Below are 15,350 nucleotides of genomic sequence, written 5' to 3' on the forward strand. Positions count from 1 at the left end.
CGGCGGGCGTCACCTCGCCTCATGAATGCCCTCACCGCAAAGTCGCCATGGCCTATCCGGACACCTATTACGCCCGCACCCTGACCGACCGGAAGACGCGGCCCCCGCTCAAAGGCGAGGCGCGATGTGACGTGGCCGTCGTCGGCGCCGGATTGGCCGGGCTGACGACAGCGCTGCAACTGGCGCGCGCCGGACTGCACGTCGTCGTGCTGGAAGCCCAGGTCGTCGGTTTCGGCGCTTCGGGACGCAATGGCGGCTTCGTCACGCCCGGCTTCGCCACCGGCGGCGACACTATCGCCGCACGTGTCGGCGGGGAGGCAGCGCGCGATCTGCACCGGCTGTCGATCGAAGGCATGGAATTCGTGCGCGACACCATCGAAGCGCTCGGAATATCGGCCGCCCAGCCGCGTGCCGGCCTGCTCAGCGTCTTGCGCTACGACGGCGGCGATGCGCTGAAGGCCTATGCCGACCAGATGGCACGCGACCATGGTTACGAGCTTCAATATCTGCGCGGCGAAGATGTGCGCGCGATGCTGAAGTCGGCTCGCTACCACCAGGGCCTGCGCGACCCGAACGCCTTTCACATCCATCCGCTCAACTATCTGCGTTGCCTGGCCGACGAGATCGAGCGGCTGGGCGGCAAGATCCATGAGAGTTCCGAGGTCGTGCAATGCGACCTGTCGGGACCGCAAAAGATGCTGCGCACGAGCCAGGGCATGCTTCGGGCGCCCCAGATCGTGCTCGCGACCGGCGGCTATACCGGCCCGGTGTTCGGCCAGCTCTACCGCGCCTTTCTGCCCATCGCGACCTATGTGATGGTTTCCGAGACGGCTCCCCGCCTCATCGCGCAAGCCGTCGCCACCGCCGATGCCGTCGGCGACAACAGGCGGGCCGGCGACTATTATCGTCTGGTCGAGAGCGGCAATCGCCTTTTGTGGGGCGGGCGCATCACCACGCGTGCCGCTTCCGCCGACGCGCTGGCGCGCGAATTGCGCCGCGAGATGGTCGGCACCTACCCACAGCTTGCCGGCCTCAAGACCGAATTGGCCTGGTCGGGGCTGATGTCCTATGCCCGGCATCTGATGCCCCAGATCGGGGAGATGCAATCAGGCGTCTGGTACTGCACCGCTTTTGGTGGCCATGGCCTCAACACCACGGCGATTGCCGGAAAAATTGTCGCCGAGGGCATTCTGGGCGCTTCGGACCGGTATCGGCAATTCGCGCCATTCGGACTGAGCTGGGCCGGCGGCGCCGGTGGCCTGGCCGCCGCGCAGCTCACCTACTGGAAATTGCAGGCGCAGGACTGGTGGCGGGAACGCCGCGCCACCACCAAGGACAAGGTGACGGCATGATCGGCAGGCTGATGCTCTCCCATCCAGCGCTTGCCCGCCACGCGGCGGCAGCGCTTTTTCCCGCGCTGCTGGCCGCGGCCCTCTACGCCATGGGCATCAAGTCGAGCTGGATCGGCTCGGTGATGCCGCTTGCATCCGACTGGTTGCAGGCCAATCCAGCCTTGTCGCGCGCCCTCTCGGCCGTGTTGATCGCGCTCCTGGTTCTGGTGAATTGCAAGCTGCTGCTGCTCCTGCCCCGACGCCAGCAGATCGCTGGCGTCTGGATCGAGCTGTTCGCGCTGCTGATGCTGTTCTTCTATTCCTTCGACCTCTCCTTTGCCTTCATTGCCAGGAAGGTCGGCTTCCTGATCACCCAGGGCGTCACCACGACGCTTTACATTTCGGCGATCTCGATTCTCATCGCGACGACCATCGCGCTTGTCGGGGCCATCGCCAAACTGACCGGCAACGGCATCGTCTACGGGCTGGCCACCTTCTACACGTCGCTGTTTCGCGGCCTGCCGTTGCTGATGCAGATCTACATCATCTATCTCGGCCTGCCGCAGGTCGGCTATGTGATCGGCGCGGTGCCGGCCGGCATCGTTGCGTTGTCGCTGTGTTATGGCGCCTACATGACCGAGATCTTCCGCGCCGGCATCGAAAGCATCCCGCGCGGCCAAAGCGAAGGCGCCACGGCGCTCGGCCTGAGCCCCGGCCAGACCATGGCGCTGGTCATCCTGCCGCAGGCCATGCGCGTCATCATCCCGCCGACCGGCAACCAGTTCATCGCCATGCTGAAGGATTCCTCGCTGGTGTCGGTCGTCGGCGTCTGGGAGATCATGTATCTCGCCCGCACGATGGGCCAGACGGAGTTCCGCCATATCGAGATGCTGATCACCGCCTCGATGATCTATTGGATCCTGTCGATCGCGCTGGAATTCGGCCAGGCCTATCTCGAACGGCGCTTCGGCCGATCGGACCGCTAGGGGTTTGACGCCTAAAATCAGCGCGGCTGCGGTGCCTCGGCCTTCAGCCGCACAAGCTCGTCGCGCTGCAGCTCGAGCGCGGCGGTGACGAAGCGCCGGATGGTGGCAAGCTCGGCGTCGCCGAACGTGGCAATGAGCTTTTCACCTTCCCGCGCGATGGCGCCGTAATAGCGCGCCGAGAGCTCCCGTGTTGTCTCCGTTGCCTCGATAACCACCTTGCGCCTGTCCTCGAGGCTGCGCGTGCGCGTCAAGAGACCGCGCGCCTCCAGCCGATCGATCAGCGCGGTCACCGCGGCCGGCGTCAGCCCGGTCGCGGCCGCGATCGCGCCGGCCGATTGCGGGCCGCCATGCAGCAGTCCGATACAGTGGCGCTCGGCCATGTTGAGGCCGAGTCTCGCGCCTACCGCATCGTCATAGGCCTGCGTCGCGTCCTGCCACTGCATGATGGCAAGGCCGATCGCGGCGGCCAGTTCGGCGCGATCTCCGCTTGACGAATTTAGTTCGATCATCTAATTATCAATCTGTCTAACATTTAGACTATTATAGCAATATGCGGCCACGGCTTGCGATAGGCAAGGGGCGGCCGCCAACGAGGAGTGGAAAATGAGCCTGATCCAACAGCGTACGCCTCTCTCGCATGAGGAAGAGTTCAGATACGCGAAGCTGGCGATGGAATGGTACGGCTGGGGATCGCCTATCGGCCTCGGCATCCTGCTGGTGTCGCTCGCCGCCGCCGCCGTGCTGGTGCGCATCGCCCTCTACGGCTTTTGAGCCTCTGCCGGCGCCATCCTTGGCGTCGGCAGAACGGGTGGTGATCCGAGCAGGGACGACGACTGCGCTCAGACCGTGACCACCTTGCTCAGGTGCTCACCCAGCCGGCAGGCGAGCGCGGTGATCGTCGTCGTTGGATTGGCTTGTCCCGACGTGCAAAAGACCGAAGAGCCGCCGACATAGAGATTGTCCATGCCATGCACCTTGCAGTTGGCGTCCACCACGCTCCTGGTGACGTCGGTGCCCATGCGCGTGCCGCCCATATGATGGTGGCCCGCCGTCTCTTCGTTGGTCGGATAATCGTCGCCCTTCGAGATCCAGTCGGCAATGCGCACCCGGCCCAGGTTCTTCTGGGCAAGCGTCGTGCCGAACAGCCTTAAGCCTTCGAGAAGGGTGCGGCGTTCCAGTTCCGATTTCTTCCAGTGCAGTTCGATGCGCGGCACGCCGGCATGGTCGACCTCGGTTTTCGACAGCTCGATCTGGTTCGAAGCCAGCGGCGCCTGTTCCCAGGCGACATAAAGCTGAGCGGCGCAACGCAGGTTCTGGTCGAGCTTGCCCGACACCCATTCCGCCATGTGCGGCGCCGTACAGGCAAGATCAGCGATCAGGCTCTTGACGCCCGGATAGGGAGTCTCGATCAGCCTGATGCCGAAATTCATGATCCTGAGCCGTTCCATCGCGGCAGCCATCGGCGAGAAGAAGGCCTCCTTGACGGCATCGACCTCGAACGCGCCGTCGTCGGCCAGGATGGCATTGCCGCCCTCGAAGGTCGGATGCTCCATCCAGTAGCGGCCAAGCGCCGTCGCGTTCGGCACGACGCCGCCGTTGGAGCGCCGGTTGGACCACAAAAGCAGCCGGGAATTCTCCAGTCCGCCGGTGCAGACGATGAAATAGTCGGCGCTGAACGAGCCGGCGCCCTGCCCGTTGGACCATAATCTGGCGCCGGTCACGCGTTTGCCATCTCCGGCAAGCTCGGTGGCGTAGGTGTTGAGCACGACGGCGATGTTTTTGCTCTGGTCGAGTTGGTCGCCGAACTTTTCTGCAAACCGGACCGCCGGGCTCTTGATCAGCTGCACCCAGCGAATGTCGTCCGAGATCGGCACATCTGGCCGGAAATCTGGAAGGTCGAGGATATCGCGCACTTCCGCAAGATAGGGTTCGATGTCGGCGCGCCGGATAGGCCAGCCGGTGTCCGGTGCCCAGGCTTTCGGCTCGAAATCCTGTTTGTCGAGCACGCGACACCAACCGGCCCAGTGATTGGAACTGCCGCCCATGAACCGCAACCGCGTGATATCGAGATCGAAGTAGGAATCGCCGACCGTCGTGCCGCGGTAGAAATCCTGCGACTCGTCGCTGAATTCCCGCGAGCCGGCTTCCAGCACCACGACCGGGATGCCGGCCGCGCCAAGTTTCCTGGCGATCGTGGTGCCGGCGGGGCCGGAACCAAGGACACAGACCTTTGGCGCGAAATTGGCGGCGCGATACGCGTCGTAGCTGTCGAAGATCATGCCAGGTCGCTCCGCTTCAGGACCCAGCCATTGACCTCGACGATCTCGTCGGGATTGGCCCGGGATGAACCGGCATGGGTGGCGTCGACATCAGGCAGCTTGCGGAACAAGGACAGGGCAGGCAGGGCGATCAGCGCCTGCACGAGCGTGCGGCGCGACATTTTTTTGATCAAGAAACTCATGGCAGGCCTCTCGGCTGGGACTTCGATGCGCGTATGACATTCCCCGAACGGCACACGCATCGTCACGGAAGCCAGTATCGTGCCAAGCATGGCCTCAAGGCGGTAAAAAGCCTGACAAGCGGCACAACCGGATGCAAACAGGGTTAGAGATTTCTTAACCGGCCGGGTGTGCTGGCCAACCCGCTCATGCGGCTTCGGAAATGTCGGTATCGAGGATCGTCAGGTTGCGGCCCGCATGCTTGGCCTGGTAGAGGCGCCGGTCCGCAGCGCGCATCAGGTCCGATACGTTGACATCCTCGCCGCACACGGTGCCGCCGATGCTAACGGTCAACGGAATGGTTCGCTCATCGACGGGTCGGAAGCGGATCAGCTCGACCTCGCGACGGATCCGTTCGGCAACGCGCTTGGCCTCCTGTTCCGTGGCTCCGGTCAGAAACGCGCCGAACTCCTCGCCGCCGATCCGGCCGAGCACGTCGCCGCTGCGCACGCCGCGCTCGATGGCGCTGGCGATCAACAGCAGCGCGTCGTCCCCGGTCAGGTGACCGAAATTGTCATTGATCTTCTTGAAATGATCGGCGTCGATGATCAGCAGCGCGCCGCGGTCGGACTTGCGCCGGGAGCCGTCCAACGCGGCAAAGAAGCTTTCCCGGTTGAGCATGCCGGTCATGTCGTCGCGGCTCGCCTTTTCCGCCAGGCGGCGGTGCGCCGCGGCGAGTTGGGCATGGGCACGGGCCAATTCGCGATGGGCATTTTTCAACCTGTCGCTCTGCCAGAACGTGCCGGCGCATGCCGTCCAGGCAAGGACCAGCGGACAGACCGTCGACGTCAGCCAGATCGTGCGCGTGACCGGGAATCCCATCGCTGGGACTATGATCAATGTCAGCAGGAGCGAGGCAGCGACGGAGGCGAAGGCGATGGCGGCGGATTTGAGAATAATGCTATTCATCGCGGGCTCCCCACAGGACTTGTCTCTGTGCCAGCAAGCCCTGAAGGCCACCTTTCCGGGATGGCTAAAATTTGAATCGTGAGGCCATTTCCGCCACTCTCGACGCGCATAAGTTGTGGATAAAGTCCCTTTCAGAATCCCTGTTTCATGCCATAAGGAGCGCATGATCACGCTTCCCGATCCCGCCCGCTTCGCCCATGTCACCGACTGGGTGTTCGACCTCGACAACACGCTCTACCCGCATCACTCGAATTTGTTCTCCCAGATCGACGTCAAGATGACCGCCTATGTCGGGGAACTGCTGGCGCTGCCGCGCGAGGAGGCGCGCAAGCTGCAGAAGGAGCTCTATCGAGAATACGGCACGACGCTGAACGGGCTGATGACGCGCCACGGCATCGATCCCGACGACTTTCTGGAGAAGGTCCATGACATCGACTATTCGTGGCTGGTGCCCGATCCTGTTCTCGGCACCGCCATCCGCCAGCTTCCCGGCCGCAAATTCATCTTCACCAATGGCGACCGCAGGCATGCCGAGCGCACCGCGCGCCAACTTGGCATCCTCGACCATTTCGACGACATTTTCGATATCGTCGCTGCCGGCCTCAATCCCAAGCCGGCGCGCCAGACCTACGAGAAGTTCGCCGAACTGCACGCCGTCACCGGCCACAATGCGGTGATGTTCGAGGACCTCGCCCGCAACCTGGCCGTGCCGAAGTCGCTGGGCATGACCACGGTTCTCGTGGTGCCGCGCAATTTCGAGCCGACCTTCTCGGAAATCTGGGAACGCGACCCGGCGCAGGAAGACGACGTCGACTACGTCACCGACGATCTCGCGGAATTTTTGACGGGAATAGTGAGTAGTGAGTAGTGAGTAGTGAGTAGTGAGTAGTGGAGGAGCACACCTTTCGCTCGCTCACTACTGACTAATCCCTACTCACTAATTCCCACTGCCTACTCACTCACTCACTCCCTAGCTTGTAGAAGCGGCTGATGATGCCCCAGGCTTCGTCGGCTGTGTCGACGAAATCGATGATGTCCTGGTCGCCCGGGCTGATCGTGCCCTGCTCGGCGAGGAAGTCGAGGTCGATTGCCCGCTTCCAGAAGGACTTGCCGAACAGGATCACCGGCACGCGCTCCATGCGTCCGGTCTGGATCAGCGTCAGCGTCTCGAAGAACTCGTCCATCGTGCCGAAGCCGCCGGGAAACACCGCCACGGCCTTGGCGCGCATGACGAAGTGCATCTTGCGGATGGCGAAATAGTGGAAGTTGAAACAGAGCTCCGGCGTCACATAGGGGTTCGGCGCCTGCTCGTGCGGCAGCACGATGTTGAGCCCGATCGACGGCGCGCCGACATCATCGGCGCCGCGGTTTCCCGCTTCCATGACGCCCGGACCGCCACCGGTCACCACCACATATTCGCGATAATATGACGTGGCCGACTGCTGCGAGCAGAGGCGGGCGAATTTGCGCGCCTCCTCGTAATATTTGCTGTTTTCCTCAAGGTTCTTCTTCTGCATCTCGTTCTTGGCCGCCCAGGCCTCGCCGCCGGGCTCCGGCAGGCGCGCGCCGCCGAACAGGATCACGGTCGAACGAATGCCGCGCTCGGCGAGGATCATTTCCGGCTTCAGCAGTTCCAGTTGCAGCCTGACGGCGCGCAGCTCGCGCCGGGTCATGAAGTCGGGATCGTTCCAGGCCAGGCGGTAGGTCTCGGCCCGCGTTTGCGGCGTGTCCGGCACGCTTTTCGACCGCTCCAGATCCTCATCCGAGTGCGGCAGCGGCGTCCATCCCGCCTTTTCCATGGGAGTCATCGAATCCACCCGTCCATTCCTTTACTTGCGCCGTCCCATGACGCTGGCGCGATTGACCCCCATTCCACCTTAACATAGGGTCCGCGCGACTTTTAAACAGGTTAAGGCGCAGCCCTTAACAGCTTGGTAATGGAGCAAATTCATGTCGAAGCCCGATCTGGCGAGCCTCGAAAAGACCATCGACAGGGCCTTCGAGGAACGCGACGCCATTTCGACCGCGACCCGCGGCGAGGTGCGCGACGCCATCCAGTCGGCACTCGACCTGCTCGACCGCGGCACCGCCCGCGTCGCCGAGCGGCAGGCCGACGGCAAGTGGCATGTCAACCAGTGGCTGAAGAAGGCGGTGCTGCTCTCCTTCCGGCTCAATCCGATGGAGATCATCAAGGGCGGCCCCGGCGAGGCCGTGTGGTGGGACAAGGTAGCGTCCAAGTTCGACGGCTGGGGCGCCGTCGATTTCGAGAAGGCGGGCTTCCGCGCCGTGCCGTCGTCGATCGTGCGCCGTTCGGCCTATGTCGCGCCGGGCGCGGTTTTGATGCCGTCCTTCGTCAATGTCGGCGCCTATGTCGATAGCGGCACCATGGTCGATACCTGGGCCTCGGTCGGCTCCTGCGCCCAGATCGGCAAGAACGTCCACCTTTCGGGCGGCGTCGGCATCGGCGGCGTGCTGGAGCCGATGCAGGCCGGCCCCACCATCATCGAGGACAATTGCTTCATCGGGGCGCGTTCCGAAGTGGTCGAGGGCTGCATCGTGCGCGAAGGCTCGGTTCTGGGCATGGGCGTCTTCATCGGCCAGTCGACCAAGATCGTCGACCGCGCCACCGGCGAGATCTTCTATGGCGAGGTGCCGCCGAATTCCGTGGTCGTCGCCGGCTCGCTACCGGGCAAGGCATTTCCAAACAACGAGCCGGGCCCAGGTCTCTACTGCGCCGTCATCGTCAAGCGGGTCGACGCCAAGACCCGGTCCAAGACCTCGATCAACGAATTGCTGCGCGATTGATCTTTCCGCCGGGCAGGCGCACCTTCCGCCGGCGCGACAATCGGCCGCGCTGGTTCAACTGGAGGGGTGACATGGACTGGAAATATCTGCTCACAAGCTTTGATGGCCGTATCAACCGGGGCAAGTTCTGGGCTGGCATCGGCGTATTCATCATTATCGGCGTTATTGCTTTCATTCTAGATGCGATCCTCGGCACGCGTGTCACCACGGCCAGCGGTGCCCAGATCGGCATCATCGGCATCCTCTTCGCGCTGGCATCGATCTATTTCGCGATTGCCCTCTATGCCAAACGCTGGCACGACCGCAACAAGTCGGGCTGGTGGACGCTGATTGGCTTCGTACCCGTCATCGGCGGCATCTGGCTGCTGGTCGAACTCGGCATTCTCGAAGGCACCAGGGGTGCCAATCAATATGGATCGGACCCGCTTGCCTGAAAGATCGGATCTCAACTGGCTTTTCTTCAAGACCTCGGGCCGCGTCAGCCGCGCGGCCTATTTTCTTGGCGGGTTGCTCGTCGCCATCATCCAGGCGTTTCCGCTGTACCGCTTCACGCTGGTGCCGGAGGGTTCGGCCGAGAGCAACATGTGGTCGTTCATCTTCTTCATCGCCTTCATCGCCTCGCTGTGGTCGAACATCGCGCTGGCGGTGAAGCGGCTGCACGACCTCGACAAGCCGGGTATCGCCGCGCTGATCCTGTTCGTGCCGGTCGTCTCGATCGTCGCCTTCCTTGTGTTGTGCCTGTTTCCAGGGCAGCCTGGACCCAACCGTTATGGCCGGCGCACCAACGAGCCGGCAGAATCAAAGAAATAGAGCATGACGTCGTCGGAAAACCGCTTCACACTTTTCGGCATCATGCCCTAGGGGGCCGATCGGATCGCCATGCGCTACCGCACGCTTGATCCGAAACTGATCATCGAAACCGCCGAACGGCTGGAAGGGCGCGTGGCCGACCGTTTCCCGGATGCCGGGTTGCGCGGCGTCGCCGCCGAACTTGTGTCGCTGTCGCGCGATCTGGCCAAGGCCGCGAAGACCTTGGAAGCGCCGATCTGGTGGCTGCGCGGCATCATCGTCGCCGCCGTCATCGCGGGCGCGCTGATCTTCCTGTTCGTCGGAACCATCCTGCCGCTCATTCACATCTCGCAAGCCGACGACGCGGTGCAGTCGGTGCAGGGCATCGAAGCCACGATCAACATGATCATCCTCGCCGTGCTCGGCTTCCTGGCCCTGATCCGCACGGAGGAGCGCATCAAGCGCAAGCAGGTGTTTCGCCAGTTGCACGGCCTCAGATCGCTGATCCATGTCATCGACATGCACCAGTTGACCAAGGATCCGGCGGCGCTGTCGGCCAGCTTCAAGCCAACGGCGCATTCGCCGGCCCGTTTCACCAATGCCGCGGATCTCGCGCGCTATCTCGACTATTGCTCCGAAATGCTGTCGATCACCGGCAAGATCGCGGCGCTGTTCGCCCAATCCGTCAATGACGCCGTCGTCGTCGACGGCGTCAACGATATCGAGAACCTGGCGTCCAACCTGTCGCGAAAGATCTGGCAGAAGATCACGTTGATCGACGGCCGGCCGGCGGCGCCGCAACCTTCCCCGGCACCAGGCCTGGCGAGCCAAGTCGCTCGGCTTCCGCCGCGCGCACCAGCGCGCTGATAAGCTGGACCGTCGGCGCCGGCGTACCGGCTTTTTCAGCGAGCCGCAAAACAGCGCCCTGCAAGTCGTCGATCTCGGTCGACCGGCCACGCTGCAGATCGTCCCACATCGACGAGCGCGCCTCGGGATCGATCGCCAGCATGCGCCGCGCCAGGAGCTTGAACAGCCAGTCGGGCAACCTGAGCACCTTCGGCAGCAGCGTCGGGCGCAGGCCGGCGATCCGCGCCGGCTCGATGCCGGAGGCCTTCATCGCCAGCAAGGCATCGTCGATCTGGCTGGCCAGGATCAGCCGCCAGCGCCGGTCAGCGAGTTCAGTTGCCAGCGGCAGGCCCGACAGCGCCACCAGCGCATTGTTCAGGTTCATCAGAAGCTTGCCCCACAGCACGGCCTTCATATCGCCACGCGTTTCGACAGCCAGGCCTTCGGTGTCGAGAAGGTCGGCAAGGCCGACATCGCCCTTTTCGACCATCACCTTGCCGTCGCTGGCGCGGTGGACGCGCAACGGCAGCTCTCCATCGGCTGATTGCACGACATTGAACGGCACCATGCCAGCCAGCACCGTTCGCGGGCCAAGCACCGCGCGCAGCCTGTCGGCGTTGTCGACGCCGTTCTGCAGGCTCACCACCACGGCATCGGGACGGGCATGGGCCTTGATGAGTGCCGCCATTTCCCGCGTCGCGCCGCTTTTGACGGTGACCAGGATCACATCGGCCCCCGGCAAGGACGCGGCCGGATCGGCGGTGACGGCAAGCTCTGCCGGCTTGATCAGGCGATCGCGGCCCTCGAGGTCGCTGACGCGCAATCCGCCCTGCCGCAGCACTGCCTCGATGCGCGGCCTGGCAAGCAGGACAACCCGCCGCCCGGCGAGCGCCAGGCACCCGCCAGCATAACAGCCAATGCTGCCGGCGCCGGCAATGACGATCCTCTTTTCGCCGTTTGCCATCTCTTACTCCGCATCAGCCAGAACTATACGACATGAAAACCATAATGTCGGCGGTATCGTCGGCCATTGGCTTGGCCCTATGTCTGGCCGTGACAGGCCATTCGCTTTCGACTATCGCTTTTGCCATGACGCTGCCGACTGACCCCGCCGCAAACCTTGCCTCTCTCATCCGCTGTGCCTCGGTGACACCAGCCGAAGGCGGCGCGCTGAGCGCGCTGGAGGCGATGCTGAAGCCGCTCGGCTTCCTGGTCGATCGGCCGGTGTTCTCCGAACACGGCACGCCCGACATCGAGAACCTCTATGCACGGCGCTCCGGCAATGGCCCGCATCTGATGTTCGCGGGTCATACCGACGTGGTGCCGGTCGGCGACGAAGCCGCCTGGACGCATCCGCCTTTCGCCGCCGACATCGCCAATGGCGAAATGTACGGCCGCGGCGCGGTCGACATGAAGGGCGGCATTGCCTGCTTCATCGCTGCGGTGGCGCGCCACATCGAGGCAAATGGCGGCCCGAAGGGCTCGGTCTCGCTGCTGATCACCGGCGACGAGGAAGGGCCTGCCATCAACGGCACGGTCAAGCTGCTCGAATGGGCCGCGTCCAAAGGCGAGAAATGGGACGCATCGATCGTTGGCGAGCCGACCAATCCGGACACACTCGGCGACATGATCAAGATCGGCAGGCGCGGCTCGATGTCGGGTAGCATCACCGTCAATGGCCGCCAGGGCCATGCCGCTTATCCGCAGCTTGCCGACAACCCGGTGCGCGGCCTGATGAGCCTGGTGGACGCCTTGCTGCATCCCGTCTTCGACAAGGGAACCAAGGATTTCCAGCCGACCAACCTCGAGGTGACCTCCATCGATGTCGGCAACCCGGCCACCAACGTCATTCCCGCCAAGGCAACCGCCACCTTCAACATCCGCTTCAACGACAGCTGGACGGCCGAGACGGTCCAGGCGGAAATCCACAACCGCCTCGATCAGGCGGCTGGGCGCAAGAAATACCGGCCGGGCAAGAAGACGCCAGTCGACTATGAGCTGGTCTGGCGCGACCGGCCGAGCCACGTCTTCCTGACCCGCGACGACAGGCTGGTCGAGACGCTGAGCGGCTCGGTCAAGGCGGTGGTCGGCAAAAAGCCGGCGCTATCCACCTCCGGCGGCACATCGGATGCGCGCTTCATCAAGGATTATTGCCCGGTGGTCGAATTCGGCCTGGTCGGCAAGACCATGCACATGGTCGACGAGCGCGTGGCCATCGCCGATCTGGAAACGCTGACGCGGATCTACCAGCGCTTCATCGACGACTGGTTCGGACAGGGCTGATCAGCATGCTTTCGGCGGACGAAACCCAAGCTTCGCTGACCGGCGCCTGGCGGCTGATGCTCGGCAAGGCCGACGGCCTGCGCCTGCTCGACCTCACGGCCGACGGCTTCTGGAATTCGTTCTTCGCCATCATCGTCGCGGCACCGGCGCTGATCGTCGGCTGGGTCGGCATCGCCAACGAGATCGGCGATCCCGATGCCTTCGCCGGCCGCTTCAGCATGCTGGTGCGACTGGCGACAGTCGATATCGGGTCCTGGGTACTGCCGCTGGTGGCGCTCGCCTTGGTGGCGCGGCGCGCCGGCATCGGCGGGCGCTTCGTCCACTATGTCGTGGCCAGCAACTGGGCCTCGGCGATCACTGCCTGGCTGATGCTGCCTTCGGCGCTGATCAGGCTTTTCCTGTCCTCGGCAAGCCAGGTCTCGAGCCTTGTGTCGCTGCTGTTATTTTCCCTGTCGATGGTGCTGACCTGGCGCATGACCAACGCGACGATCGGCAGGGGCGCTGCCTTCGGCACCGCCGTTTTCGTCGGCATGTTCGTCGCTTCGCTGCTGGTGCTGTTCGGGCTGCAGATGCTGCTTGGCATCTCCGTGCCGGACGATGTCGGAGCCCAGAGCCTTTCCGGGCTTTATCCTGGATAGAACCAGGGGTTCTACCTGGGAGAACCAGGGTTCTACCCGGGATAATCGACGCCAATGAGAAAAAGCCCGTCGGGCGGCGCCACCTGGCCGCAGGCGGCGCGGTTTCGCGCCTCGAGCGCCGCCTTGAGGTCGCCCGATGTCCAGCCGCCGTCGCCGACCCGCTTCAGCGAGCCGACCATCGAGCGCACCTGGTTGTGCAGGAAGGATCGTGCCGATGCCCTCACCTCGATCAGATCATCGCCCGCCCGGCTCACATCGAGCCGCTCCAATGTCCTGATCGGGCTGTTGGCCTGGCACTGCGTCGAGCGGAAGGTGGTGAAGTCGTGCCGGCCGAGCAGGAGCTTCGCCGCCTCGTGCATGGCGGCGGCATCGAGCCGCTTCGGCACCCACCACACCTTACCCTTGTCCAGCGCCGAGGGCGCCCGCCGGTTGAGGATGCGGTAGAGATAGTGCCGGCCGATGGCGGAGAAACGGGCATCGAAATCGTCCGGGACGATCGTGGCCTTCAGGATGACTATGCGCGCGCCGGCCGCCTGCAGGTGTGCATTGACGGCATCGCGCACCTTGTCGTCGGGCCACGCCTTGGCAAGGTCGACATGCGCCACCTGCGCGGTCGCGTGCACGCCGGCATCGGTGCGGCCGGCGGCGCGCAGCCGGACCGCCTCGCCGCAGAATTTCTCGATCGCCTGCTCGATCGCCTGCTGCACCGAAGGCTGGTCGGCCTGATGCTGCCAGCCGGCAAACAGGCTGCCGTCATATTCGATATCGAGGCGAAAACGCGGCATGCCGGTCGGCTATACGCCCCCGCCTAGGCGGCGAGAGCGGTGAAGGCGGAGGCGTAGACCAGCCTGCCGGATTCGGGAGCTTCGCCCCAGGCCAGCGCCTGCAGCGCCTCGCCCTGGTATTCGCTTTCGAACTTTTCTGCGCGGGCGTGGCTATAGCCGAAACGGCCGTAATAGGCCGGATCGCCCAGCACGACGGCCAGTGTCTCGCCGGCGTCCTTGAGCCGGATATGGGCCTCGCGGATCAACGCGCCGCCGATGCCGCTGCCATGGAAGGAAGGCTCCACCGCCAGCGGCGCAAGCGCCACGGCGGCAAAACTCTTACCGCCGCTCTGAACGAACAGCCGCGAAAACAGGATATGGCCGACGGCCTGGCCGTCCTCTTCCGCCACCAGTTCGACGACGGCGTCACCGCCGGTCACCAACGCGTCGACCAGTCCGGCCTCCGTCTGCTGGCCGAAAGCGTGTTCCTCGACGAGGCGGATGGCCTCGCGGTCCCGCGGCGTCGCCGCGCGTATCGACATCATGCTCATGAGAATTTCAGTCCTTTTTCGATCTTGGCTCCGCGCAGGAATTCCGACGCGGCGGCGGGCTTTCCGCCCGCACGTTGAACTTCGACCAGCCTGACCGCGCCTTTTCCGCAGGCGACTGTCAGCCGGTCATCGAGAATTCCTCCCGACTCGCCCAAATCTTCCGAAGGCGACACGCCTTCGGATAGCGTCGAGCGAAGCAGTTTCAGCCGTTCCATACGGCCGCCAATTTCAATCTCGGACCAGGCGCCGGGAAACGGCGACAGGCCACGAATGTGATTGTGAACCTCGGCCGCGGGCCGTGTCCACTCCACGCGCGTCTCGGATTTATCGATTTTCCTGGCGTAAGTCACCCCTTCGGCCGCCTGCGCGGTAAATGCCAGGGTGTTCTGTTCCAGCCGCGCCAACGCTTCCACCATCAGGGCAGCGCCGACACTCATCAACCGATCATGCAGATCGCCGGCTGTCATATCGGGCCCGATGGCGCATTTTTCAACCAGTCCCACCGGGCCGGTATCCAGCCCCGCCTCCATGCGCATCACCATCATGCCGGTCTCGGTATCTCCAGCCATGATGGCGCGCTGGATCGGCGCGGCGCCACGCCAGCGCGGCAAAAGCGATGCGTGGCCGTTGACGCAGCCAAGCCGGGGTGCGTCAAGAATTGCCTTGGGCAACAGCAATCCATAGGCGACGACCACGGCGATATCGCCGCCGAGGTCGGCAAAAGCAGCCTGCTCGGCCTCGCTTTTCAACGATGCCGGCGTTCGCGCCTCGATGCCAAGCCGCCCGGCCTCGCGCTGCACCGGTGACGGCGTCAGTTCCAACCCGCGCCGGCCGGCGGCGCGCGGTGGCTGCGTGTAGACGGCTGAAATCTCGTGGCCAGCCTCGGCGATGGCGCGCAGCGTCGGCACCGAAAACTCCGGCGTGCCCATGAAGATGACGCGAAGGGGCAT

The 15,350-nt window shown here is 64.0% G+C and carries 19 protein-coding genes; 10 read left to right on the forward strand and 9 right to left on the reverse strand.

What is annotated here, in order from left to right; translation table 11 throughout:
- Positions 1 to 47: 47 nt before the first annotated feature.
- Complete coding sequence (locus FJ954_RS01110) at positions 48 to 1,352, forward strand: FAD-binding oxidoreductase (RefSeq protein ID WP_140660140.1); 1,305 nt, start codon at positions 48 to 50, stop codon at positions 1,350 to 1,352.
- Positions 1,349 to 2,317, forward strand: coding sequence for an amino acid ABC transporter permease (locus tag FJ954_RS01115; protein WP_140660141.1), 969 nt, complete (start codon positions 1,349 to 1,351; stop codon positions 2,315 to 2,317). The genes FJ954_RS01110 and FJ954_RS01115 overlap by 4 nt, the downstream gene beginning before the upstream one ends.
- 17 nt (positions 2,318 to 2,334) lie before the next feature.
- Here FJ954_RS01115 and FJ954_RS01120 read toward each other — a convergent pair whose 3' ends face one another.
- On the reverse strand, positions 2,335 to 2,826 hold the full coding sequence (locus FJ954_RS01120) for a MarR family transcriptional regulator (RefSeq protein ID WP_140660142.1): 492 nt from the start codon (positions 2,824 to 2,826) through the stop codon (positions 2,335 to 2,337).
- Between the two features lie 94 nt (positions 2,827 to 2,920).
- Here FJ954_RS01120 and FJ954_RS31425 point away from each other — a divergent pair, with 94 nt between their 5' ends.
- A complete protein-coding gene (locus tag FJ954_RS31425) occupies positions 2,921 to 3,088 on the forward strand; it encodes a hypothetical protein (protein WP_015314421.1) in 168 nt (55 codons plus the stop codon).
- Positions 3,089 to 3,156: 68 nt separating this feature from the next.
- Here FJ954_RS31425 and FJ954_RS01125 read toward each other — a convergent pair whose 3' ends face one another.
- The 3 genes from FJ954_RS01125 to FJ954_RS01135 form a co-directional block, all read right to left on the reverse strand.
- Entirely contained in the window at positions 3,157 to 4,596 is a 1,440-nt protein-coding gene (locus FJ954_RS01125; RefSeq protein WP_140660143.1) for a GMC family oxidoreductase, read from the reverse strand.
- Entirely contained in the window at positions 4,593 to 4,778 is a 186-nt protein-coding gene (locus FJ954_RS01130; RefSeq protein ID WP_140660144.1) for a hypothetical protein, read from the reverse strand. The genes FJ954_RS01125 and FJ954_RS01130 overlap by 4 nt, the downstream gene beginning before the upstream one ends.
- A 184-nt stretch (positions 4,779 to 4,962) precedes the next feature.
- The gene (locus FJ954_RS01135; RefSeq protein ID WP_140615443.1) at positions 4,963 to 5,724 is read right to left on the reverse strand and encodes a GGDEF domain-containing protein; all 762 of its coding nucleotides are present in this window, start codon (positions 5,722 to 5,724) and stop codon (positions 4,963 to 4,965) included.
- A gap of 163 nt (positions 5,725 to 5,887) precedes the next feature.
- On the opposite strand from FJ954_RS01135, the gene FJ954_RS01140 reads away from it, so the two are divergent.
- Positions 5,888 to 6,592 (forward strand): pyrimidine 5'-nucleotidase, encoded by a 705-nt coding sequence (locus FJ954_RS01140; RefSeq protein WP_140660145.1) that lies wholly within the window; start codon positions 5,888 to 5,890, stop codon positions 6,590 to 6,592.
- Between the two features lie 91 nt (positions 6,593 to 6,683).
- On the opposite strand, the gene FJ954_RS01145 is transcribed toward FJ954_RS01140, so the two are convergent.
- The gene (locus FJ954_RS01145; RefSeq protein WP_015314426.1) at positions 6,684 to 7,532 is read right to left on the reverse strand and encodes an LOG family protein; all 849 of its coding nucleotides are present in this window, start codon (positions 7,530 to 7,532) and stop codon (positions 6,684 to 6,686) included.
- Between the two features lie 142 nt (positions 7,533 to 7,674).
- Here FJ954_RS01145 and dapD point away from each other — a divergent pair, with 142 nt between their 5' ends.
- From dapD to FJ954_RS01165, 4 genes are all read left to right on the forward strand, one after another.
- Positions 7,675 to 8,529, forward strand: coding sequence for a 2,3,4,5-tetrahydropyridine-2,6-dicarboxylate N-succinyltransferase (dapD, locus tag FJ954_RS01150; protein WP_015314427.1), 855 nt, complete (start codon positions 7,675 to 7,677; stop codon positions 8,527 to 8,529).
- A 71-nt stretch (positions 8,530 to 8,600) separates the two neighbouring features.
- Positions 8,601 to 8,963, forward strand: a complete 363-nt coding sequence (locus FJ954_RS01155) for a DUF805 domain-containing protein (RefSeq protein ID WP_140660146.1) — start codon at positions 8,601 to 8,603, stop codon at positions 8,961 to 8,963.
- Complete coding sequence (locus FJ954_RS01160) at positions 8,956 to 9,339, forward strand: DUF805 domain-containing protein (protein WP_027143826.1); 384 nt, start codon at positions 8,956 to 8,958, stop codon at positions 9,337 to 9,339. Before FJ954_RS01155 ends, FJ954_RS01160 begins: the two co-directional genes overlap by 8 nt.
- 69 nt (positions 9,340 to 9,408) lie before the next feature.
- Positions 9,409 to 10,185 (forward strand): hypothetical protein, encoded by a 777-nt coding sequence (locus FJ954_RS01165; protein ID WP_140660147.1) that lies wholly within the window; start codon positions 9,409 to 9,411, stop codon positions 10,183 to 10,185.
- Here the strand turns inward: FJ954_RS01165 and FJ954_RS01170 are convergent.
- Positions 10,085 to 11,128 (reverse strand): 2-dehydropantoate 2-reductase, encoded by a 1,044-nt coding sequence (locus tag FJ954_RS01170; RefSeq protein WP_140660148.1) that lies wholly within the window; start codon positions 11,126 to 11,128, stop codon positions 10,085 to 10,087. The genes FJ954_RS01165 and FJ954_RS01170 overlap by 101 nt on opposite strands.
- Positions 11,129 to 11,253: 125 nt before the next feature.
- Here FJ954_RS01170 and dapE point away from each other — a divergent pair, with 125 nt between their 5' ends.
- Positions 11,254 to 12,447, forward strand: a complete 1,194-nt coding sequence (gene dapE, locus FJ954_RS01175) for a succinyl-diaminopimelate desuccinylase (RefSeq protein WP_140660149.1) — start codon at positions 11,254 to 11,256, stop codon at positions 12,445 to 12,447.
- Between the two features lie 5 nt (positions 12,448 to 12,452).
- Positions 12,453 to 13,085 (forward strand): hypothetical protein, encoded by a 633-nt coding sequence (locus FJ954_RS01180; protein ID WP_015314433.1) that lies wholly within the window; start codon positions 12,453 to 12,455, stop codon positions 13,083 to 13,085.
- Between the two features lie 32 nt (positions 13,086 to 13,117).
- Here FJ954_RS01180 and truA read toward each other — a convergent pair whose 3' ends face one another.
- The 3 genes from truA to fmt are packed head-to-tail and all read right to left on the reverse strand — an operon-like array spanning position 13,118 to position 15,350.
- Positions 13,118 to 13,870, reverse strand: coding sequence for a tRNA pseudouridine(38-40) synthase TruA (gene truA, locus FJ954_RS01185; protein WP_140615230.1), 753 nt, complete (start codon positions 13,868 to 13,870; stop codon positions 13,118 to 13,120).
- A 23-nt stretch (positions 13,871 to 13,893) separates the two neighbouring features.
- A complete protein-coding gene (locus tag FJ954_RS01190) occupies positions 13,894 to 14,400 on the reverse strand; it encodes an N-acetyltransferase (protein WP_015314435.1) in 507 nt (168 codons plus the stop codon).
- Positions 14,397 to 15,350: a methionyl-tRNA formyltransferase gene (gene fmt, locus FJ954_RS01195; RefSeq protein WP_140660150.1), complete on the reverse strand. Its 954-nt coding sequence runs from the start codon at positions 15,348 to 15,350 to the stop codon at positions 14,397 to 14,399. Before fmt ends, FJ954_RS01190 begins: the two co-directional genes overlap by 4 nt.

This window comes from Mesorhizobium sp. B2-3-15 (assembly GCF_006442875.1).
GTDB lineage: Bacteria > Pseudomonadota > Alphaproteobacteria > Rhizobiales > Rhizobiaceae > Mesorhizobium > Mesorhizobium australicum.